Genomic DNA, 19,851 nt, shown 5'->3' with positions numbered 1-19,851 from the left:
AAAAAGAGAGCTTTAGCTCTCTTTTTTACTTTCTAATCCTTGACCATTTTTCTCAGCTTGCCTCGCCCAATAAGTCGCTAACGTTGCACCTGAAATATTGTGCCACAGACTAAAGATCGCACTCGGTACAGCGGTAATTGGTGATGCAGCAAAATGCACTGCAGATAATGCCACCCCTAGCCCAGAGTTTTGCATCCCTACTTCAATAGAAATAGCTTTTGCATCTACTTTAGGTAAATCACACAGTTTTGCAGCCCAATAGCCTAGAAGTAGACCAAATCCATTATGTAAAACAACCACACCTAAAATGATTAGACCTGACTCTAAAATCTGACTTTTACTTCCCGCAATAATAGCCGCCACGATCAGCACAATGGCAACCACAGAGATTAAAGGCATCACTGAAAGATAATGATCCACACTTTGTTTAAGTAGTGAACGGACAATTAAACCCAAAACAATTGGAAATAATACGACCTGTAAAATCGAACTAAACATCGACATCGCATCAATTTCAATCCATTGACTGGCCAAAAGATAGAATATAGTAGGCGTCAATAAAGGGGCTAATAGGGTTGAAACTGAAGTACAAGCAACAGATAAAGCAACATTACCCTTTGCCATATAAGTAATCACGTTGGAAGCTGTACCACCTGGACAACATCCAACCAAAATTACACCTATGGCGATTTCAGTCGGTAATTGGAATATTTTACATAAAGCAAAAGCCGTAAATGGCATAACCACATACTGTGCCACTACACCAATAAAAACCGCTTTAGGGCTTTGCAATACACCCTTAAAATCACCTAAAGTCATGGTCATACCCATACCAAACATGATGATGCCTAACATCCATGTGATATAGGTTTTGAGCCATATAAATGCTTCTGGAATCATCATGGCGAGGACTGAGAATAAGATGACCCATAGCGCAAACGTTTTTTGGATAAACTGAGTCACACTTAAAAATTTCGACATATCGACAACCCAATGCGTGTTTTGTTGCACATTACGCTTAAAATTATAGAAATATTCAATCCCATTGAAGCCGATCACTTGCTCAATACATTTAGATCATTGGGTTTGAAGTAAACTGAGCTCTTTGGCATAAATTCGTTTTACACCATTTGCCAGCATTTGTTGCCATGCATGTTGTAATGAACCATTTAAATCAATGCCTTTAGTCGCATCAGAAATCACCAAACTATTGAAGCCTAACTTAGCCGCATCAATCGCCGTCCAAGCTACACAAAAGTCTGTTGCTATACCCACAACAAATACCGTTTCAATCCCACACTCTTTTAAATAACCCGCCAGCCCTGTTGATGTCTTCTGGTCTGCTTCCATAAATGCAGAATAACTATCAATGTCTGCATGAAAACCCTTTCTAATAATTAATTGTGCGGTGGGTAAGTTGAGTTTTGGATGTAGCTCCGCATCATGAGTCCCCTGCACGCAATGCTTCGGCCACAATACTTGAGAACCATAAGGCAGTTCAATAGTATCAAAAGGTTGATGATTAGGATGATTCTCTGCAAATGAAATATGATGATCAGGATGCCAATCTTGCGTAATCACAATATTATTAAAATATTGCGCTAAATCATTAATGGTTGGAATAATTTGATCAGCCTCTGCTACCGCCAAATGACCACCTGGTGTAAAGCCATTTTGAACATCCACCACAATTAATGCGCTACGATCTAATTGGAACATCATCCTTTCTCCAAATCATTCTTCTAGGTAAAAATTTCTAAATAAAACCTCAGCGAATATTACATAGGAATGCCCGAACTACAATATTGACACTGCGACTATGAAAAACTCAGCCATTAGATCGGTCCCAGAACACAAGGAATAGATCCAAACCATATTAAATTCAGCACTCAAAAAATACGCTCAACAGTGCGCAAAAAAACACATTTATTCCAATAAAAAAGCCCGCTCAATGGCGGGCTTTAATTTAATCTATTTCAAAACTTCATTAGTTTTGGATGCGTCGAACCAATAACAACATGAATACAGCTGAAATAATAATACATGGAATGGCTGCTGAAATAACACCTGTTGCACCAAAGCCGGCTGTCAATAATGAACCAGCAATCGCAGGCCCAAGCATTGCACCAATACGACCTACAGCTGACGCAACACCGATACCTGTACCACGAACTTCAGTTGGGTAAACAATACCACCGAACGCGTACAATACACCTTGGCAACCGATAACGAATGCACCAACTAAAGCAGATGCCATATACATTTGAGTTAATGAACCTGCTGCATTTAAAGCCAACAAACCTGCAAGAATACCGCCGTACATCAACACGATAACGTATGCTTTTTTCCAACGGTCAGTCAACATACCCAAGATAATCGTACCGATTGTTGCACTTACCATGAAGTAGAACTGTGCAGTTGCACCCTCTTTACGGCTGAAACCTAATTCGGTGAATAATGATGGTAACCAACTTAACATGATGTAAACCACCATCAATGTGAAGAAGTAACTTACCCAAATGAAAAGCGTACGGAATAAATTATCTGAGTTAAATAAATCTTTGAACGAACCTTGAGGCGCTGCCGCAATTTCAGCTTCAGTTTTATTTTGTGATTTTAAGAATTCCTTAGATTCAGGTAAGAACTTCATCATAATTGGAATCACAATAATCGGAAGCAAACCACCTAAGTAGAAAATATTTTTCCAGTTCGAACCGAAATCAGTACTTGCCACTAAAGATAAGATCGCTGCACCTACAGGCATACCACAGTACATCAAACCAACTGCACGACCACGATTCTGTACAGAAACAGCTTCTGAAGCTAATGTGATCAAGATCGGCATTGCCGCACCCAAACCCGCACCTGCAAGGAAGCGAACCACCAATAGACTGTTAAAACTGTTCACCCAAACGGTACATAGCGTAAAGACAGCAAAAACCGCAGTTGACCAGATTAAAACTTTTTTACGACCAATGCGATCGGCAATACGACCACCTAGCAATGCGCCCGGTAATAAACCTAAAATACCAGCACTAAAAAACACGCCTAATTGTGAACTATCTAATCCAAAATGTTCACGGATACCCGCAGCTGCAATCCCCGCAGCCTGAATATCTAAACCTTCAATTACTGCAATGAGAAAACAGATTCCTACTGTCACAATTGCATGCTTATTCTCCGATCCTTGCATTGAATTTTCCTCATATAACCAGCAATAAAATACGAAGCCGATTATGTCCTGTTCAATCTAGAAGTTAGAGCTATCAAATGGTGGTAGAACAATGACGATGCTAGAGGGTGTATGAGAACTATTATTATTTTATTTTTTAAAAAAAGTCTTTAAAACGATTAGTAAAATATTTTTTGGGAGCAACTCACTTCTATTATCTGTTGAATAGCTTATAACTTCACATTTTATTTGACTGATTGGTAAAATAATTAAGACATTTAAATAATTAAAAATCAAACTATATTCCAAGATTATTAGATTTTAAACACCCACTTAAAGATCCTAAAAATATCATACAATCCTTATAAACTATTAATTCCGAGTATTTTATTAGGATTTAACATGCGACCAAATATCGAATGCTAAAATTGATTCAATCCTTGAAAAATCATCCATGTATTTATATGAATAACTAAACATTTCTGTTGAACAAATGCTTTGAAAAAAAAGTTACTTGTTTTAACTAAACTTTTTATCTGGTTCATTGAAATCGTATTGTTCTTATTCGTGTGTTAGTTCATAATTTACATAGGCATTATCCAGTATGCACAGCCTATTGGATCGTGTTATAAATCAAAATACAAACCCATCCAACATATCGCTTCTCAACCCTCTCTGGATGGAAAAATAGGATATTGTTTCAAAATGACTACTCAGCAAGCTCAGATTATTCAAGGCTCAATTGTCGCAATCGTCACTCCCATGTTTGAAGATGGAACTGTAGATTGGAAGGGTCTCGAGAAGCTTGTCGAATGGCATATTGAACAAGGTACGAATAGTATCGTTGCTGTAGGTACTACAGGCGAAGCTTCAACGCTAAGCATGGAAGAGCACACGCAAGTGATCAAAGAAATCATTCGTGTAGCCAATAAGCGCATTCCAATTATTGCAGGTACAGGTGCAAATTCAACGCGTGAAGCAATTGAACTCACCAAAGAAGCCAAAGAATTAGGTGCTGATGCAGCTTTACTGGTAACGCCTTATTACAACAAACCGACACAAGAAGGTTTATATCAGCACTATAAAGCTATTGCTGAAGCTGTAGACTTACCACAAATTTTGTATAACGTACCTGGTCGTACAGGTGTCGACATGGATAATGAAACGGTGATTCGTTTAGCAGATATTCCACAAATTGTCGGCATCAAAGATGCAACAGGTGATGTGCCTCGTGGTGCAGCATTACTTGAAGGTTTAAAAGGTAAAGATATGGTGGTGTATTCAGGTGATGATGCAACTGCATATCAACTGATTGCACATGGTGCAAAAGGTAATATCTCTGTAACGGCGAATGTTGCACCAAAACAAATGAGTGAAGTCTGCGCTGCAGCACTTGCTGGTGACCAAGCTCACGCTGAAACGATTAACAATCAGGTAGCAAATTTACACAATATTTTATTTTGTGAATCAAACCCAATTCCTGTGAAATGGGCTTTACATGAAATGGGCTTAATTGGAACAGGTATCCGCCTACCATTAACGCCTCTTGCAGAACAATATAGAGCTCCTCTGCGTGAAGATTTAAAAGCAGCGAGCATCATTTAAAAAAGAGTTTTAAAATATGCAACTACGTTTTGGTTTAATCATTACCCTTTCAGCTTTAAGTTTTGCGGGTTGTAGTACGATCGGTCTCGATAATGGTTCTTTAGATTATAAGAACATACCTGCTCCAGAACCACTTAAATACCCTGAAGGATCAATGGTTAGACCAGCAACGCCGTTGTATCCCTTCCCAGTTGTTGATCCACTTGCTATTGAAAATGCACCAACGCTGGAAAATAAGCGTGGCAACCGCTTTGAGCTTCCTCGTGCGACGGTAGCTCAAGAAACTGTAAATCCAGAAACGACTGCCAACAATGTTGTAACACGTCCTCAACTTTTAACAGATGGTAATGGTAATCCACTGATTAAAATTGAAGGAAATTCTGATACAATTTGGCAATACACATTAGCAACATTGAGTAGCTTGAACCTCAACGTTACTTCGACAGCTAAAAACGCACAACAAGTCACGTTGAAAGTGGATGGTGAAAGCTATGTGTTGAAGTTGAATGCTGTTGGTTCAACCAATACGCTTGCTGTGTTCAATCCCAATAATACTTTTGCAGACAAAGAAAAAGCTGCAGAAATATTAACCCAGATTTCTCAAAACTGGCCAGCCTAGTCGTTCTAGGCATATTCTCTCTGAAAAAGGTTCCACCATGTTAAAACAAACCTTGCTCTATACTGGTAAAGCTAAATCCGTTTATGAAACCGATAGTGCAGACCACCTGATTTTAGTCTTTCGTGATGATGCCTCGGCATTTAATGGCGAGAAAATTGAACAGCTAGATCGCAAAGGTAAGGTTAACAACCGTTTTAACGCCTTCATCATGGAAAAACTCTCTGCTGCAGGTATTGAGACTCACTTTGAAAAACTTCTTACACCAAATGAAGTTTTAGTGAAAAAACTCAGCATGATTCCAGTTGAATGTGTCATTCGTAACTATGCTGCAGGCTCTTTATGCCGTCGTTTAGGTGTTGAAGAAGGTCTAGAACTGACTCCACCTACTTTTGAATTATTCTTCAAAGATGACGGTCTTGGCGATCCAATGGTGAACGAATCTCAAGCGATTGCTTTAGGTTGGGCTACTGCTGATCAACTTGAACGTATGAAAGAACTTACTTACCAAGTGAATGTTGTACTTAAAGAATTATTCGCGCAAGGCGGTATGCTTTTAGTCGACTTTAAACTTGAGTTTGGTGTATTCCACGACCGTATCGTACTAGGTGATGAATTCTCTCCAGACGGTTGCCGTCTATGGGACAAAGAAACCAAGAAAAAATTAGATAAAGACCGTTTCCGTCAAGGTTTAGGCGGTGTAGTTGAAGCTTATGAAGAAGTTGCATCACGTATTGGCGTTGATCTTTCTGATATCTAAGCAAAGCTCAAGAAAAAACCGAGTCATTTGACTCGGTTTTTTTATGTCTCAATTTCAAACTATTATTTTAGTTTTAACTTCTCATTCTTATTTCACGCTGTAATTTCTTTTTATCTTTTTTTGTTCATTTTAGTTTTTACTGTTCTTATCATAAAGTTGAGTATTGCCAATGCTCTCTCCAACCTTGGCAATACAGTTAAGATAAGCAACCAATGTGAAAATTAGATGACAATTTTGAAGTCAATTTAAACTTTTACGATTTTTTATTTATTAGCTCTATAAAATTAGATTTTAAAAAATATTAAATTATCAATAAGCATCAACCAATTAAATTTAATGAAAATATAAATCGGAAATATAAATTATACTTATTTAAATGATCGCTTTTACATGTATAAAAAAACTGAATATGATCATCACATACCAGGCGACTACAGGAGTTGGTGGCTCATTGAGAGAGACTGTAGTTGCCGACCAAATTTATTTAGATGTGTTTTCACCCCATTCAATCCTTTTGAATGGGGCTTTTTTTTGCAACATTTTATTCACATCTTTACTGTTGCTGTTGTTCCTGTTGCCACCGTCTTTGTTGTAAACGCTCACCTTCTACTTCACGTTTATTCCGTGCTGATTCATACAACTTAGTGCCTTTTAGCTCAGGTGGTAAATACTCCTGTGTCACAAAATGCTCAGGGTAATTGTGTGGGTAGAGATAATCTACGCCATAACCTTGCTCTTTCATCATCTTAGTTGGTGCATTACGTAAATGAAGAGGCACGGCTAAATTGGCAGTCCGATCAGCCAGCTCTAAAGCTTTATTAATGGCTAAGTAGGTACTGTTACTCTTAGCGCTGGTTGCCAGATATACAGCACATTGTCCTAATATAATTCTGCACTCTGGCATACCCACAGCCTGTACCGAGCGGAAACACTCGCCTGCAAGCAATAAAGCATTTGGATTCGAGTTTCCAATATCTTCCGAAGCGGCAATCAACATACGACGTGCGATAAAAACTGGATCCTCTCCGCCTTTGAGCATTCGAGCCATCCAATACAGCGCTGCATCAGGATCACTACCACGAATGGATTTGATAAATGCAGAGACTAAATCGTAATGTTGTTCACCCGACTTGTCATAACGTGCAATATTTTGTTGAGCAACTTTCACTACCATCGCATTGGTAATGATATTTTCAACTTCAGGTTCTAAAGTTGAGGCGATCAAATCTAAAAGGTTCAGTGCCTTTCGTGCATCGCCTGCTGCAAACTGAATCAATGCGTCATATTCTTCAATTTGAATATAATGGTCTTGAAGAAATTTATCCTGCTGCAAAGCACGGCGGATCAAATTACTAATGTCTTCTTCTGTTAACGCTCGTAAGGTGTAGACCTGACAACGCGACAACAGCGCATTATTGACTTCAAATGACGGATTTTCTGTAGTTGCACCGATGAGGGTAATTTTTCCCTTTTCTACGGCACTGAGTAATGCATCTTGTTGCGACTTATTAAAGCGATGAATCTCATCAATAAACACCACAGGTACGATCAAATCACCACTTTCAGCAATAATCTCTCGAAGCTCTTTAACCCCTGTATTTAACGCTGATAAGCTAATAAAAGGTCGATCCACAGCTTGAGCTAACAAAAAAGCAATCGTAGTTTTACCGACACCTGGAGGTCCCCAAAAAATGACTGATGGAAGATGTCCCTGATCAATCATTTGGCGAAGGGGTGCTTGTTCACCTAAAAGGTGATCCTGTCCGATAATCTCAGACAAATCACGTGGACGAATGCGTTCAGGAAGTGGAATTTGAGTTTCGGACATATTGTTATGAAATCTTAAAGTGCTGATTGCTAGTCTACTATGGAATCCAACAATTCCAACGGACAACCATCAACAGTTCATAAAATTAAATCCGAAACTCAGTTATTTCATTCTATTTTAAGGCGTAGATAGGCTTCAGTTTATGGTGGTGTTAGCTTTAGAAGCTTTGCATTTTGACCATCTTGTAGCACCCACAATGAACCATCTTTGGCTTCAACAATATCCCTAATCCTTTCACCCATATCGAGTCGTTGCACTTCCTGAACAGGTTTCAGTGTCGTGTCCACAACAATGATAGCCTTGGAAGATAGACCACCGATCAAAGCTTTATTTTTCCATTGTGGAAATGAATTTCCACGATAAAAAATCAAACTCGATGGCGAAATCACAGGTGTCCAATCTATTTCAGGTGCTTTAAATTCAGGTCGGGTGGCATGATCAGGAATATCTGCTCCACCATAATGATCACCATTGGAAACAATCGGATAACCATAGTTTTGTGCTTTGGTGATTAAGTTGAGTTCATCACCTCCTTGAGGTCCCATTTCAGCGACCCAAAGCTGATTTTTAGGGTCAAATGCTATGCCCAGTGGATTACGATGCCCCAATGACCAAATCTGTGCTGCCACGCCACCCTGTTGAATGAATGGATTATTCTGAGCAGGTGTTCCATCATCATTTAGACGTAATATTTTGCCCAAATTAGATTTCATATCCTGAGCAGGATCAAATTTTTGGCGCTCACCTGAGGCAATCCATAATTTTGCCTGCTCATCAAAAATTAAACGATGTGCATAATGTCCCTGTCCTTCAACTTTTGGAACTTGCTCCCAAATTCGTTTTTGTTCAATTAATTTAGGCTGATTCGGTTGGGTCAGGTCTAATTTAGCGCGAATGACGATAGCTCCAAATCGATTGGATTTCCCCGCCTCTGCATAGCTAAGATATAACCACGCATTATTATTAAAATTAGGATGTAACGTGACATCCCCTAGACCACCTTGACCGCCATACCCTACTTTGGGTATACCTTCAACCGACAGGTTTTTTTTGGAGACAGGATCAAGAAGTTTTAAAGCACCCGCTTTCTCTGTGACCAACAACCTTCCATCAGGCAAAATTGCCATTGCCCAAGGTTCATTGAACGATGCAACAGTATTGACTTGAAAAGATTGATCGAGCTTTTGAGTTTGCATTGAATTTTCAGCGCTAGGATCTGCATTCGGAGAACTTGTTAAGTTCTGATCCGAAGATAAATTTTCTTGCTTATCATTTTTTTCTTGAGTAGCTCCTTGATTAGCATGACAGCCTATTAATCCTAAACTCATCGCAAGCAAGCTCATCTTGCAGATATTGAGTGTGGTATTCCCTTTCACTGTAGTGTCCTTTAGATGCTATTTATTTTTATCATAGGCGATTTTATGCACTGAGATGTAAATGAACTCAGTTTTCTATTACAAAATATGAATGTGATACTGAATGAACTGAACAGCTCGCTTCAGAATGTCAGCCTTTAACGAACCCAACGCACGATATAATCATCAATATCATCTTCATCAATATCAGACTCAGAGATACATCGACCTGCTGCAGATTTTTTTGCACGAATCACACTTTCACGTGTTCCTGTATTCAAATAATGCCAAGACGGCAATTTTTTACCTTCATTTAGACGTCGATAACCACACGTTGAAGGCAACCAACTAATATCTTGTAAGCTTTCATGGGTCAATTGAATACAATCAGGGACATGCGTTTTACGATTAGGGTAATCAGAGCATTGCGCGGTTTTACAATCTAATAGTTTGCAGGACACTTTGGTGTAGCAGACTTCATGTGTGTCTTCATCTTCTAATTTCACGAGACAACATAAACCACAACCATCACAGACTGCTTCCCACTCATTTTGAGTCATCTCAGCAAGAGAATAGTGTTTCCAAAATTCAGGGCGCAATTGCAGGCTCATAGTCGTCTATATGTAGTCAGTGTCTAAGCTGCAATCATAGCATTATTCCAACTATTGGATGAGATTGAACACGTTACAGAGCATTAACCTAATCTGCATAAATACCAACTCACATACACGTTTTGAATACAATTTAATCAATTTTATTTTCTATACTAATGAAACACTTATAAAAACACATGGAGAATCATAATGTTTCGTTGGGCTATTATCTTTGCAGTAATCGCGCTGATCGCAAGTTTATTAGGATTCGGTGGTGTTGCTGGGCTATCTAAAGACTTCGCAATCATCCTATTGGTCATTGCCGTTATTTTGGCGATTATTGGATTTATCTCGCGCGGAAAAGTCTAGAGTTTCGTATTCATAACGCTATTTAAAAGAAGGATTCGTCCTTCTTTTTTATTCACTCAAAATCATTATTTTTCTATTCATAATTTCTCACATTTCAATTTAGTTAATCTATAAATTTTCATTACCATTCAATTATTTTGTGCTTTAATCTTGGATCGCCCCCATTGATCAAAAGGACTTCCAACATGACAAATGCAATTCAAACACGTGAAATTCAATACACTGCGGCAGATGGATCAACATTGATTGGCTATTATGCTGCACCTGAAAATTCACAAGCAATTGCAGGGGTTATTGTTGCGCCAGAATGGTGGGGAAGAAACGAATATACGGAGCAACGTGCTCGCGAGTTAGCAGGTCATGGCTATGCGGCACTAGCAATCGATATGTATGGCGACAAAAAAGTCACAACAGATGCCAAGCAAGCCTATGAATGGATGATGCAAACCTTTGAAGATACAGAGACTATCGTGACTCGTGCGTCTGCTGCTTTAGCGACTTTGGCACAGCAAACTGAAGTAAATGCAGATAAACTGGCAGCCATTGGTTTTTGCTATGGTGGCAAAGTCGTTTTAGATTTGGCTCGTTCGGGCGCAGATCTTAAAGCCGTTGCAACTTTCCATGCAACTTTAGCGCCGAAAGCGCCCGCTCAAGAAGGTCAAGTCAAAGCTGAAATCATGGTTTTTCATGGTGAAGAAGACAGCATGGTCACTTTAGATGATGTTGCCAAATTCAAAGAAGAAATGTTTGCAGCTAAAGTTAATCACGAAGTCATTGTTTATGAAGATGCTAAACATGGTTTTAGTAACCCGCTTGCCGATGAACGTGCCAAAGCAAATGGTGTTGATTTAGGGTATAACGCTGAGGCAGAACAAAAAAGTTTAGCAGCGATGTATGAGTTACTACATCGACATTTGGGCTAATTCGCCATTATTAAAGATTTGAAATTCAATATTTAAGATTAAGAGAGAATGAAAATGACTGAAAAATTATGTACCTATTGTAATCACGATGAATATGATGTGATCGCTAAAAATGAGTTCGGCGTGATTTTGCCAGAGACAAATGCGTTAACTCAAGGTCATTCTGTCATCATTCCATTACGTCATATCAGCTCATTTTTCGATACGACTGACCGTGAACGTAAAAGCTTACAATCACTACTCGAACTTGCACGTAATGAATTGAAAATACGTCATCAACCTGAAGGCTTTCATATCGCGTTTAATGATGGTCATGTATTTGGCGACAAAGAGTCTGATCACTTACATATTCATATTATTCCACGCTATAAAAATCAGCCTTTAAAGCTAGACAGTCGTTGGGGCGTAATCGCTGAATAAAAACGATCAAAGCTGAAGTATTCAAAATCAAAAGGTGCTTCGGCACCTTTTTTCATGTCTAACAGGACATTTGGGTATACTAGCACCTATTCTTTTATGCGTTTTCATTACGTTCTCTATGTCGCAATTTTCATTTTCAGATGCTCTCCTGTCTTGGTTCGATCTCCACGGACGCCATGATCTCCCTTGGCAAGTTGCAGATGATCCCTACAAAGTTTGGGTCTCTGAAATCATGCTGCAGCAGACACAGGTCAAAACCGTACTGAATTATTTTGAGCGTTTTATTCAACGTTTTCCAACAGTAGATGATCTAGGCAAAGCTACGTGGGATGAAGTAGCACCCTATTGGGCTGGTTTAGGTTATTACGCACGTGCACGTAATTTGCATAAGGCAGCAGCCATTGTGTATCAGCAAGGATATTTTCCAAGCACACTGGCTGAATGGATTGAGTTACCCGGCATTGGTCCATCCACCGGCGGTGCATTAATGTCACTCGGTTTACGTCAATACGGCGTGATTATGGATGGTAATGTAAAACGCGTCTTGGCACGTTTTTTTGCCATTGAAGATGACTTAACTAAACCTGTCCATGAACGTGCTATGTGGAAGCTAGCTGAACAACTTTGCCCTGTTGAGCGTAATCATGACTATACCCAAGCAATTATGGATTTGGGTGCAACCATTTGTACGCCTAAAAAACCACTGTGTTTATATTGCCCGATGCAACAACATTGCAAAGCCCATCAACAAGGCTTAGAAACTGAATTACCCTTTAAAAAACCAAAGAAAGCCGTCCCAGTTAAAAATGCTCAAGTGCTTTTACTACAGTCCCCTTCAAATGAATGGTTATGGATGCAACGCCCACATTCTGGATTGTGGGGTGGTTTATGGTCACTGCAGATCATTGAAGATGCACATGCCTTTAAGCAACTGACACAACAATACCAGCTCATCTCTAAGCGCGAAGCCGTGCAAATTTCACATAGTTTCACCCATTTTACTTGGGTTTTAGATGCACACATTTTCCAGGTTGAAGATGATCAACTTGAGTTTTTACAAGCTGAAATGAGTGGTGAATGGTTAACACCACAAAAAGCAACAGAAATGGGCATTCCTACAGCGATGAAAAAATTGATCTCAGCCGTTGAACTGTGACATATTCAATTGAGAGATTTTTCTGCCATCGTTTGAGACAAGGATTGAGTGCTGACTATGTTATTACGCTTTTGCTTCATCAGTTTTTTTGTACTTTTGATCTCAGCATGTACCACAGCACCCAAAAAGCCTCAGCACTTAGATCCCAATATCACACAACGCTTGAAAAGCATGCCACTGCCTTCAAAACTTCCAATCCCTGTTGAAAATGTAAAAAATAGACATTTAAAAGACACTTGGGGTGCATCACGTAGTAGTGGACGTACCCATGAAGGGATTGATATTTTGGCACCCAAAGGCACAAAGGTTTATAGTACAACCGATGGCGTGGTTGGTAGTATGAGAAACAATAATTTGGGTGGCAAAGTCATTTGGATTTTAGGTCCAAGTAATACTTGGCATTATTATGCCCATCTTGATGACCATAAACGTGGTCTCAATGAAGGTGATGTGGTCCGTAAGGGTCAGCATATCGGCTATGTTGGCAATACCGGAAATGCACGTCATACTGCTCCCCATCTACACTATGGATTGTATCTGTCTGGTCGCGGACGTGGTGCTGTAAATCCATATCCATATTTACGTTAATGTATTCGTTCATTTATTTTAGTTTTAGGAAATTTTCATGTCAGAAGCTTTGATCAATCGTCTCGTTGAATTTGCAGAATCAGGCAATCAGCAAAGGATTGTACTCAATGGTGTAAGCCATCAAGGCTGGATCATGGAAATCAGTGATGAAGCCCTCATGATTAGCACAGGATTTGCAGAAAAATCAGGTCACGATGCATGGCTTAAATTTGAAGATTTAACTCAAGCCGAGCTTTATTTTTGGGACAATAAAAATGATCTCTGGGTTGAATTTAAAATCTAATTTTGTAATTTAGTACCTCAATATCAAATAATAAAAATAATCACATTCAGGAGCACCCCAATATGAATCAACAACGCTGTGGTTGGTGCTCCAATGATCCTCTCTATATCGCTTACCATGATCACGAATGGGGAAAACCTCAGTTCGATGAACAACATTTATTTGAAATGCTATGCTTAGAAGGTCAACAAGCAGGCTTGTCTTGGATTACGGTACTGAAAAAACGAGAAAGCTATCGCCAACATTTTTTTCAATATCCGATTGCTCAAATTGCCCAACTCAGTGATGAGCAACTTCAAGAGAAGTGCCTCGATGCGGGATTGATTCGCCATATTGGCAAACTCAAAGCCATTCGTGACAATGCCATCGCATGGGAACAAATGAAAAGCCATGGAACAGATATGGTGAAATGGCTGTGGGACTTTGTCGAGCAAAAAGCCATGATCAATGATGTTGAAAACTATAAGACAGCACCTGCACAAACAGCCTTAAGCCTACAGCTGTCTAAAATCTTAAAGAAAAATGGTTTTAAATTTGTCGGGCCAACAACAATCTATGCCTTTATGCAGGCAGTTGGCATGGTTGATGATCATGAAAATGACTGTTTCGCCAAATCTCATCCATGATTCAAATCAGTATGGATACAGCTTTTGTTATCTGTCTTAAGCCACAGAATCCTGCATGCCCTTAGCTAATTCGCTACGTGTCCAATCGGCTAAGAGATGGATTGCTTCTTGAATCGGTGATGACAATTCATGTCCTGCATTTAAGCGAATACAATTGTTGTAACGCTGATCTTCACCAAAAACTTTGCCTGGTACGATATTAATCCCCTGCTCTTGAGCAAAGTAATACATCGCCAAACTGTCAATCTGCGCAGGGAACTGTAACCATAAAGAATAACTACCCTCAGGCTGATTGATACTCAGCTCCACGCCATGAAATGCTTGAATAATAAATTGACGATATTGCTCCACTTGCTGCTTTAGAATGGGTCTAAGTTTCTTTAAATGCTGACGATAAGCACGACTATAAATCAAATCAGCTAAGCCCAATTGTAAGGGCGTATTCACCACGACATTTTTATTGATAAATTTATAGCGTAGATGTTTTAAACGCTCAGGTACACAGAACCAGCCGACTCGGTAGGAGCTCGAAAGTGATTTTGAAATCGAACTACAATAAATCACATAACCTTCTTTATCCCAATACTTCATCGGCAAAGGTCGATTGAGATCAAAACTACATTCGGCATAGATATCATCTTCAATGATGAAACATTGATATTTGGCTGCCAATTGTGCGATCTTTTCTTTTTCAGCATTACTCAAACAAAAGCCCAAAGGATTTTGATAATTCGAAGTCAGTAGACATGCTTTTGCTTCAGGATTTTGCATCGCAAGTTCTAATCGCTCCAAATCAATACCTTCAGTACTGGCTGGAATTTCAATAATTTTTCGTTTTAGCACCGCCAATAGTTGTAACTGACCATTGAAGTTTGGCGTCGGTACAATAATGCTGTCCCCCACATGGCTGATACTTTGCAACACCACTGACAATGCAGGCATACAGCCATTGGTAATATAGATATCTTCTTGGGCAATATGAAAACCATCCTCTGCCCAATGTACCGATAAAGCCTCTCGCAATATACGATGCCCTTGGCGATCACTATACAAAAAGTCTTCAGGTTTACTGTGTTTGAGCGCCCGTTGTAGTGAACGACGCATTGCATCCACTGGCACTAAATTCGGAGATAACTGAATCGCGCCTAGATGAATCAATTGGCTATTAATCGACGCCTCTTGAATCTCCATCTGTAACTCTAAATTGGTCACTTCACGTGGCATCGACACAAAATCTGGATGCTGAGGAACAGGGGCTTTGACCATTTCCGATTGTTGTTCTTGGACAAAATAGCCTGCTTTCGGCTTCACATAAATCAACCCTTGCGCTTCTAACAATTCATAACAGCTTTTTGCCGTATTCAGGCTAATGTCATTGAGCTGTGCAAAATGGCGTAATGAATTTAAGCGCTGCCCCAAAACCAACTCACCCTGCTGAATTTTTTGTGCCAATTGCTGAGCAAGCATCTGATATTGAAAAGCCATATCTGTACTCGTTTTTTAATATTTGTTGTATCTGTATCTATCAGCTTAGCAGAATTATGGTGTCTTCACTGCTTTAAAATAACATCGGAGACAATAATGAAATTCGCTCAAAAACAGATACTTTGCGGTTTATGCCTGATTACTTTCATCTCTATCCTCCAAGGATGTGAAACAAAACAACTGAATTTAGCAGCGCAGGAACAGCACTTTATTTGCAAATCATTGATCGATGGATACTTAAAGTCTCAAAGTTTAGGGCAATACCAGTTTGATCAAGTACAACCCACACTTGAACACAGTTCACCGCAACGTGATTACACCTACAAGGTCACTAGCGCTAGCCAGATCAAATTGAATTATCCTCGACAAAATAATTTACAATTTTTGTGTAATCAAAGTTCTGCTCAAAAGTTTCAAGTTGAATTACGCAATCTGACACAACATACCCAATATCAAGTGATCAGCTTAGAGCTTCCTCCCAAAAATGAAATTCAGCAACTCACCGCTTATGCACTGAATAATCCATAAAAAGAAAAGCCTGCAGTTGCAGGCTTTTTTATAACGCGTTTAAGAATCAAATTTGGAGAAAGGCTTACTTTAAAATATTCGGTAAATGTGGAAACTTACGATTAGGTTTTGCTAATTCTGTTTTCATTTTTTGTAGCATTTGATAAGGTTGTTGTTGCACAAACATATTGGTCACACTTTGTGGAATCACCCCTTCAGGATCAGCATAGCCTGTGGTCACCACTTTTATTTTGCCATCACTGAGCTGATTGAAAGTCCAATCCCCTTCGTATTTTTTCAATCGAATATAATTTGGATTAAGTGCTTTGCCTTGTTGAGTGACTTTGTTTTTAATTTGAATCGTACCATTGGCATCTTTATACATTTTCCCTTGAATAATCAGGTCTCTATCCTTCAATGGAAATGGAAAATCCAACACCATATACAGCTTGAATTCACCCTTATTTAAATCTTGAGAAAGTACTTGTGTCGATGACACATTCGGAATCCACGCTTTCGCATTTTCAACATCTAAAACAAGTCCGACTGCGCGCTCTAAACTCGTATTTAAAGTCGTTTCGGCTTTATAAGAAATGATCGGATTATTTGGACTTTGAATCGTCCACACTTTGATATTGTTTTTATTAATGCTGAGTTTCGCTGTTTCAGCTGAAAAAACAGGTGTTGTCAGGCAACTTGCACTGACAACACACATCATCATGAAAAGTTTAGGACGGCGTCCTAATTTGATTGTTATATTTTTCATTTCTCAATGCTTCTATTTTAATTATTTTTAATCGCACTCAATTTAAATCGTGCTTTAACTCGATAGTTCATTTGGCTTAAGCTCAAACGGCTCGTAGCTCAGAATTAAACTTTAATCTCGTTAAAACCCAATACATCATGCATATCATATTTTTTCGGCTCTTTGCCGACAACCCAAGCCGCAGCACGCACAGCACCCGCAGCAAAGTTCATACGATTGGTCGCTTTATGCGTAATTTCAACGCGTTCGCCTTCACCGATAAACATCGCAGTATGTTCACCCACAATATCGCCACCGCGAATCGTTTGGAAACCAATACTCTTACGCTCACGTGGACCTGTATGACCTTCACGGTGATACACAGCATCTTCTTTTAAATCACGACCTAAAGCACCTGCGATCGCTTCACCCATCATCAATGCTGTGCCCGATGGCGCATCTACTTTATGACGATGATGTGCTTCAATCACTTCGATATCAACCGTATCACCAAAGACTTTAGACGCAAGTTCTAACAATTTGATCGATACATTCACGCCCACTGAATAGTTTGCTGCATAGACTACAGGTGCTTGAGTCGCTGATTCTTCAAGGAATGCTTTCTGTTCGTCATTCATTCCTGTCGTACCAATCACAATTGCAACACCAGCTTCACGACACAGTTTCAAATGCTGTTGAGTCGCAACAGGCGCAGTGAAATCAATCACCACATCACAGTCTTTTAAAACTTGTTCTAAGCTACCAACGACTTTGACACCAACAGCACCAATACCCGCAAGTTCACCTGCATCAGAGCCAATCAAGCTGCTTTCAGGACGTTCAACTGCGGCTGCCAACTGAAAACCTGCTTCTTTAACAGCTTGAATAAGGATGCGTCCCATACGACCGCCTGCACCTAATACACCAATGCGTGGAGCTGCTGACATAACATATTCCTAATGTTGATTCAAAATTGCTCTTACTATAGCAAAACTCAACAAAGACGCTAAGTTCCCAACAAAAAATACCCTAAAAATAATCATGCAGATTTGCACCGCCCAAGACGCCTACTAATTAAACAATCGTTATATTTGATTAAATTTATAATTTTATTCGGTTTTTCAAATTAATAAATTCATTCTAATATGACTGTATTGAAACCCATGATCGAAAAGGACTGAACATGACGGACCAAGTGCGTAAAACTGCAACGATCCACAGCATTGAAAACCTTCAATTGCCACATACGCTTATTTCAGCTTTAGACAATGCACATGATGCAGAACAAGTGGTTGAAGCTGTAGAAGCTTTAATGGCATTTAGCAACGAATGGTACTGAGTTCAAATCGAGCTCAGTGCTTTCTAAAATATTCACTTACCTATCTAGATCATCACCTTTTATTTTTTATTGCCTTTTACTTCTTTTTATTTTTAAAACAAACTCATTCTTTCCAAAACAGCCGAAAAAGTCCTCTTCCCAAACCATTGTATTGAATTTTTTATAAAATCTTACATATTCGATTTAAATCAAAATCAAAGACTCAACAAGCTTCAAATCGCCCATCAAAGCGTCATATCAAGGTCTTGGTTTCTATTTTTATGAAATTATGTTCTTATTATCTCTGCTTTTTTAATTGAATATACATTTAATCTTCACAGTTTCTCTGCAATTTTTCAGTACAGTAGTCGAATAACAAGCCATTAAGGGTAAATGAGGTCGCAATATGAAAAAGATTTTGACAGTTTTGACAATATCTTTCAGTACGCTGTTCGTTTCAACAGTTGCACCTGCATCCCCTCATTCTCAAGAGTTTCGTGACAATGGACCTGAACGTGGTAAAGGATTTGAAAAGCGCGGCTATCGAGATGGTGAGGACGAACAAGACTTTCAAGATCGTCGTAAAGTACGTGAAGAACGTGGCGTTAAACGCTTAAAACAGCATAAGTGGCAAACGGGTTATGTGATGCCACAGCATTATCGAGGCAATAGTTATAAAACAGATTATAAAAATAATAATCTGCCAAAACCGTCTCGTAACCAACAGTGGTACAAAATCAACAATGATTTCATCTTGGTAGACTCAGACAACAATAATATTTTGAGAATCCAAGAAGACTAAATTCATATTTGCTCCAAAAGATTCAAATCTAAAGCTCAACTTTTGTTGGGCTTTTTTTATTCAGCTTTGAAGCCCGCTATTTCTACTTAAAGTTCTGCTTAAAAAATTCCACATAAAAACACTGAAAGCCTTATATAGCAGTCTTCATGATGTCTTCACATATTTCACAATTCAACTAAATTTCTCCACGGTTTATCTCAAATGATGTTTTAACTTAGAACCATCGAATATAGATAGAACAATGTTGAGGTCTCTGAAATGAAAAAAGTATTTACTGCTATCGCAATTTCTATGAGTGCATTCATGGCAACCACAGCAATGGCTGGACCAAATGATCATCGCGATGATCGTTATCAGCCAAAACCAAGTGCACATTGGAATAAAGACCATCGTGATTCACGCTATAACGATCACCGTAAAAATGATCGCTATGACAACAAATCTCGTTATCAATCATCGGTGAACCCAAGCCGTCAATGGCGTACAGGGCAAGAGTTGCCACGTCAATTTAGTTCATCACGCTACGAAGTAAATCATAATGAGTTGCGTCGTTTACCTAAAGTTGGGCGTAACCAACAATGGTTAAAAATCAACGGTGACTATGTGCTGGTAAATGAACGTAACGACCGTATTTTAAGAATTATTGGCTAATCTCTGCCTTTCCTGCAAAAAGCCCAAATCTAATTTGGGCTTTTTTATG

Annotated in this window: 23 protein-coding genes; 14 read left to right on the top strand and 9 right to left on the bottom strand. The window is 39.1% G+C overall.

Annotation, left to right across the window (positions count from 1 at the left end):
* Positions 1-12: 12 nt before the first annotated feature.
* The 3 genes from AC5YDM_RS06490 to mhpT all read right to left on the bottom strand — a co-directional run bounded on the left by AC5YDM_RS06490 (position 13) and on the right by mhpT (position 3,235).
* Positions 13-981 carry a bile acid:sodium symporter family protein gene (locus AC5YDM_RS06490; RefSeq protein WP_496151304.1) on the bottom strand — a complete coding sequence of 323 codons (969 nt, stop codon included), beginning with the start codon at positions 979-981 and terminating at the stop codon, positions 13-15.
* 96 nt (positions 982-1,077) lie between these two features.
* Entirely contained in the window at positions 1,078-1,719 is a 642-nt protein-coding gene (pncA, locus tag AC5YDM_RS06485) for a bifunctional nicotinamidase/pyrazinamidase (protein ID WP_496151516.1), read from the bottom strand.
* Between the two features lie 268 nt (positions 1,720-1,987).
* Positions 1,988-3,235, bottom strand: coding sequence for a 3-(3-hydroxy-phenyl)propionate transporter MhpT (gene mhpT, locus AC5YDM_RS06480; protein WP_496151515.1), 1,248 nt, complete (start codon positions 3,233-3,235; stop codon positions 1,988-1,990).
* A gap of 642 nt (positions 3,236-3,877) precedes the next feature.
* Between mhpT and dapA the strand changes: the two genes are divergently transcribed.
* The 3 genes from dapA to purC are packed head-to-tail and all read left to right on the top strand — an operon-like array spanning position 3,878 to position 6,153.
* Positions 3,878-4,777: a 4-hydroxy-tetrahydrodipicolinate synthase gene (dapA, locus tag AC5YDM_RS06475; protein WP_496151303.1), complete on the top strand. Its 900-nt coding sequence runs from the start codon at positions 3,878-3,880 to the stop codon at positions 4,775-4,777.
* 16 nt (positions 4,778-4,793) lie between these two features.
* The gene (locus tag AC5YDM_RS06470; protein WP_496151302.1) at positions 4,794-5,396 is read left to right on the top strand and encodes a lipoprotein-34 precursor (NlpB); all 603 of its coding nucleotides are present in this window, start codon (positions 4,794-4,796) and stop codon (positions 5,394-5,396) included.
* Between the two features lie 37 nt (positions 5,397-5,433).
* Complete coding sequence (gene purC / locus AC5YDM_RS06465) at positions 5,434-6,153, top strand: phosphoribosylaminoimidazolesuccinocarboxamide synthase (protein WP_496151301.1); 720 nt, start codon at positions 5,434-5,436, stop codon at positions 6,151-6,153.
* Between the two features lie 553 nt (positions 6,154-6,706).
* On the opposite strand, the gene AC5YDM_RS06460 is transcribed toward purC, so the two are convergent.
* The 3 genes from AC5YDM_RS06460 to AC5YDM_RS06450 form a co-directional block, all read right to left on the bottom strand.
* Positions 6,707-7,981 carry a replication-associated recombination protein A gene (locus AC5YDM_RS06460; protein ID WP_496151300.1) on the bottom strand — a complete coding sequence of 425 codons (1,275 nt, stop codon included), beginning with the start codon at positions 7,979-7,981 and terminating at the stop codon, positions 6,707-6,709.
* Between the two features lie 140 nt (positions 7,982-8,121).
* Entirely contained in the window at positions 8,122-9,324 is a 1,203-nt protein-coding gene (locus AC5YDM_RS06455) for a PQQ-dependent sugar dehydrogenase (protein ID WP_496151514.1), read from the bottom strand.
* Positions 9,325-9,494: 170 nt separating this feature from the next.
* Positions 9,495-9,947 (bottom strand): YcgN family cysteine cluster protein, encoded by a 453-nt coding sequence (locus tag AC5YDM_RS06450; protein WP_496151299.1) that lies wholly within the window; start codon positions 9,945-9,947, stop codon positions 9,495-9,497.
* Between the two features lie 192 nt (positions 9,948-10,139).
* Here AC5YDM_RS06450 and AC5YDM_RS06445 point away from each other — a divergent pair, with 192 nt between their 5' ends.
* The 7 genes from AC5YDM_RS06445 (at position 10,140) to AC5YDM_RS06415 (ending at position 14,294) form a co-directional block, all read left to right on the top strand.
* Entirely contained in the window at positions 10,140-10,298 is a 159-nt protein-coding gene (locus tag AC5YDM_RS06445; RefSeq protein ID WP_496125361.1) for a DUF1328 domain-containing protein, read from the top strand.
* A gap of 185 nt (positions 10,299-10,483) precedes the next feature.
* Positions 10,484-11,221, top strand: a complete 738-nt coding sequence (locus AC5YDM_RS06440) for a dienelactone hydrolase family protein (RefSeq protein WP_496151298.1) — start codon at positions 10,484-10,486, stop codon at positions 11,219-11,221.
* A gap of 54 nt (positions 11,222-11,275) precedes the next feature.
* Entirely contained in the window at positions 11,276-11,641 is a 366-nt protein-coding gene (locus AC5YDM_RS06435; protein WP_496151297.1) for an HIT family protein, read from the top strand.
* Positions 11,642-11,759: 118 nt separating this feature from the next.
* Complete coding sequence (gene mutY / locus AC5YDM_RS06430; protein WP_496151296.1) at positions 11,760-12,797, top strand: A/G-specific adenine glycosylase; 1,038 nt, start codon at positions 11,760-11,762, stop codon at positions 12,795-12,797.
* A gap of 57 nt (positions 12,798-12,854) precedes the next feature.
* Positions 12,855-13,385 carry a M23 family metallopeptidase gene (locus tag AC5YDM_RS06425; RefSeq protein WP_496151295.1) on the top strand — a complete coding sequence of 177 codons (531 nt, stop codon included), beginning with the start codon at positions 12,855-12,857 and terminating at the stop codon, positions 13,383-13,385.
* Between the two features lie 37 nt (positions 13,386-13,422).
* On the top strand, positions 13,423-13,668 hold the full coding sequence (locus AC5YDM_RS06420; protein WP_496151294.1) for a hypothetical protein: 246 nt from the start codon (positions 13,423-13,425) through the stop codon (positions 13,666-13,668).
* A 62-nt stretch (positions 13,669-13,730) separates the two neighbouring features.
* Entirely contained in the window at positions 13,731-14,294 is a 564-nt protein-coding gene (locus tag AC5YDM_RS06415) for a DNA-3-methyladenine glycosylase I (RefSeq protein WP_496151293.1), read from the top strand.
* Positions 14,295-14,330: 36 nt separating this feature from the next.
* Here AC5YDM_RS06415 and AC5YDM_RS06410 read toward each other — a convergent pair whose 3' ends face one another.
* Positions 14,331-15,779: an aminotransferase-like domain-containing protein gene (locus tag AC5YDM_RS06410; protein ID WP_496151292.1), complete on the bottom strand. Its 1,449-nt coding sequence runs from the start codon at positions 15,777-15,779 to the stop codon at positions 14,331-14,333.
* A 96-nt stretch (positions 15,780-15,875) separates the two neighbouring features.
* Here AC5YDM_RS06410 and AC5YDM_RS06405 point away from each other — a divergent pair, with 96 nt between their 5' ends.
* Positions 15,876-16,307 carry a hypothetical protein gene (locus AC5YDM_RS06405; protein ID WP_496151291.1) on the top strand — a complete coding sequence of 144 codons (432 nt, stop codon included), beginning with the start codon at positions 15,876-15,878 and terminating at the stop codon, positions 16,305-16,307.
* A 64-nt stretch (positions 16,308-16,371) separates the two neighbouring features.
* On the opposite strand, the gene AC5YDM_RS06400 is transcribed toward AC5YDM_RS06405, so the two are convergent.
* Both AC5YDM_RS06400 and dapB read right to left on the bottom strand, forming a co-directional pair.
* Entirely contained in the window at positions 16,372-17,052 is a 681-nt protein-coding gene (locus AC5YDM_RS06400) for an START domain-containing protein (protein WP_496151290.1), read from the bottom strand.
* Positions 17,053-17,156: 104 nt separating this feature from the next.
* The gene (gene dapB, locus AC5YDM_RS06395; RefSeq protein ID WP_496151289.1) at positions 17,157-17,978 is read right to left on the bottom strand and encodes a 4-hydroxy-tetrahydrodipicolinate reductase; all 822 of its coding nucleotides are present in this window, start codon (positions 17,976-17,978) and stop codon (positions 17,157-17,159) included.
* A 236-nt stretch (positions 17,979-18,214) separates the two neighbouring features.
* On the opposite strand from dapB, the gene AC5YDM_RS06390 reads away from it, so the two are divergent.
* The 3 genes from AC5YDM_RS06390 to AC5YDM_RS06380 all read left to right on the top strand — a co-directional run bounded on the left by AC5YDM_RS06390 (position 18,215) and on the right by AC5YDM_RS06380 (position 19,802).
* A complete protein-coding gene (locus tag AC5YDM_RS06390) occupies positions 18,215-18,370 on the top strand; it encodes a hypothetical protein (protein WP_496151288.1) in 156 nt (51 codons plus the stop codon).
* A gap of 385 nt (positions 18,371-18,755) precedes the next feature.
* On the top strand, positions 18,756-19,151 hold the full coding sequence (locus AC5YDM_RS06385; protein ID WP_496151287.1) for an RcnB family protein: 396 nt from the start codon (positions 18,756-18,758) through the stop codon (positions 19,149-19,151).
* A 258-nt stretch (positions 19,152-19,409) separates the two neighbouring features.
* Positions 19,410-19,802 (top strand): RcnB family protein, encoded by a 393-nt coding sequence (locus tag AC5YDM_RS06380; RefSeq protein ID WP_496151286.1) that lies wholly within the window; start codon positions 19,410-19,412, stop codon positions 19,800-19,802.
* The last annotated feature ends 49 nt before the right edge of the window (positions 19,803-19,851 follow it).

The organism is Acinetobacter sp. CY81, from assembly GCF_059515925.1.
The sequence above is the reverse complement of the archived record's forward strand: the minus strand, read 5'-3'. Positions and strand labels throughout refer to the sequence as shown.

Coding starts and splice junctions, on each gene's coding strand:
- AC5YDM_RS06455 (WP_496151514.1), bottom strand. CDS start 9,324: ATGAGCTTGCTTGCGATGAGTTTAGGATTAATAGGCTGTCATGCTAAT.
- AC5YDM_RS06415 (WP_496151293.1), top strand. CDS start 13,731: ATGAATCAACAACGCTGTGGTTGGTGCTCCAATGATCCTCTCTATATC.
- dapA (WP_496151303.1), top strand. CDS start 3,878: ATGACTACTCAGCAAGCTCAGATTATTCAAGGCTCAATTGTCGCAATC.
- dapB (WP_496151289.1), bottom strand. CDS start 17,978: ATGTCAGCAGCTCCACGCATTGGTGTATTAGGTGCAGGCGGTCGTATG.
- AC5YDM_RS06390 (WP_496151288.1), top strand. CDS start 18,215: ATGACGGACCAAGTGCGTAAAACTGCAACGATCCACAGCATTGAAAAC.
- AC5YDM_RS06410 (WP_496151292.1), bottom strand. CDS start 15,779: ATGGCTTTTCAATATCAGATGCTTGCTCAGCAATTGGCACAAAAAATT.
- AC5YDM_RS06400 (WP_496151290.1), bottom strand. CDS start 17,052: ATGAAAAATATAACAATCAAATTAGGACGCCGTCCTAAACTTTTCATG.
- AC5YDM_RS06445 (WP_496125361.1), top strand. CDS start 10,140: ATGTTTCGTTGGGCTATTATCTTTGCAGTAATCGCGCTGATCGCAAGT.
- AC5YDM_RS06470 (WP_496151302.1), top strand. CDS start 4,794: ATGCAACTACGTTTTGGTTTAATCATTACCCTTTCAGCTTTAAGTTTT.
- mutY (WP_496151296.1), top strand. CDS start 11,760: ATGTCGCAATTTTCATTTTCAGATGCTCTCCTGTCTTGGTTCGATCTC.
- AC5YDM_RS06385 (WP_496151287.1), top strand. CDS start 18,756: ATGAAAAAGATTTTGACAGTTTTGACAATATCTTTCAGTACGCTGTTC.
- AC5YDM_RS06490 (WP_496151304.1), bottom strand. CDS start 981: ATGTCGAAATTTTTAAGTGTGACTCAGTTTATCCAAAAAACGTTTGCG.
- AC5YDM_RS06425 (WP_496151295.1), top strand. CDS start 12,855: ATGTTATTACGCTTTTGCTTCATCAGTTTTTTTGTACTTTTGATCTCA.
- purC (WP_496151301.1), top strand. CDS start 5,434: ATGTTAAAACAAACCTTGCTCTATACTGGTAAAGCTAAATCCGTTTAT.
- pncA (WP_496151516.1), bottom strand. CDS start 1,719: ATGTTCCAATTAGATCGTAGCGCATTAATTGTGGTGGATGTTCAAAAT.
- AC5YDM_RS06460 (WP_496151300.1), bottom strand. CDS start 7,981: ATGTCCGAAACTCAAATTCCACTTCCTGAACGCATTCGTCCACGTGAT.
- AC5YDM_RS06435 (WP_496151297.1), top strand. CDS start 11,276: ATGACTGAAAAATTATGTACCTATTGTAATCACGATGAATATGATGTG.
- AC5YDM_RS06405 (WP_496151291.1), top strand. CDS start 15,876: ATGAAATTCGCTCAAAAACAGATACTTTGCGGTTTATGCCTGATTACT.
- AC5YDM_RS06450 (WP_496151299.1), bottom strand. CDS start 9,947: ATGAGCCTGCAATTGCGCCCTGAATTTTGGAAACACTATTCTCTTGCT.
- AC5YDM_RS06420 (WP_496151294.1), top strand. CDS start 13,423: ATGTCAGAAGCTTTGATCAATCGTCTCGTTGAATTTGCAGAATCAGGC.
- AC5YDM_RS06380 (WP_496151286.1), top strand. CDS start 19,410: ATGAAAAAAGTATTTACTGCTATCGCAATTTCTATGAGTGCATTCATG.
- AC5YDM_RS06440 (WP_496151298.1), top strand. CDS start 10,484: ATGACAAATGCAATTCAAACACGTGAAATTCAATACACTGCGGCAGAT.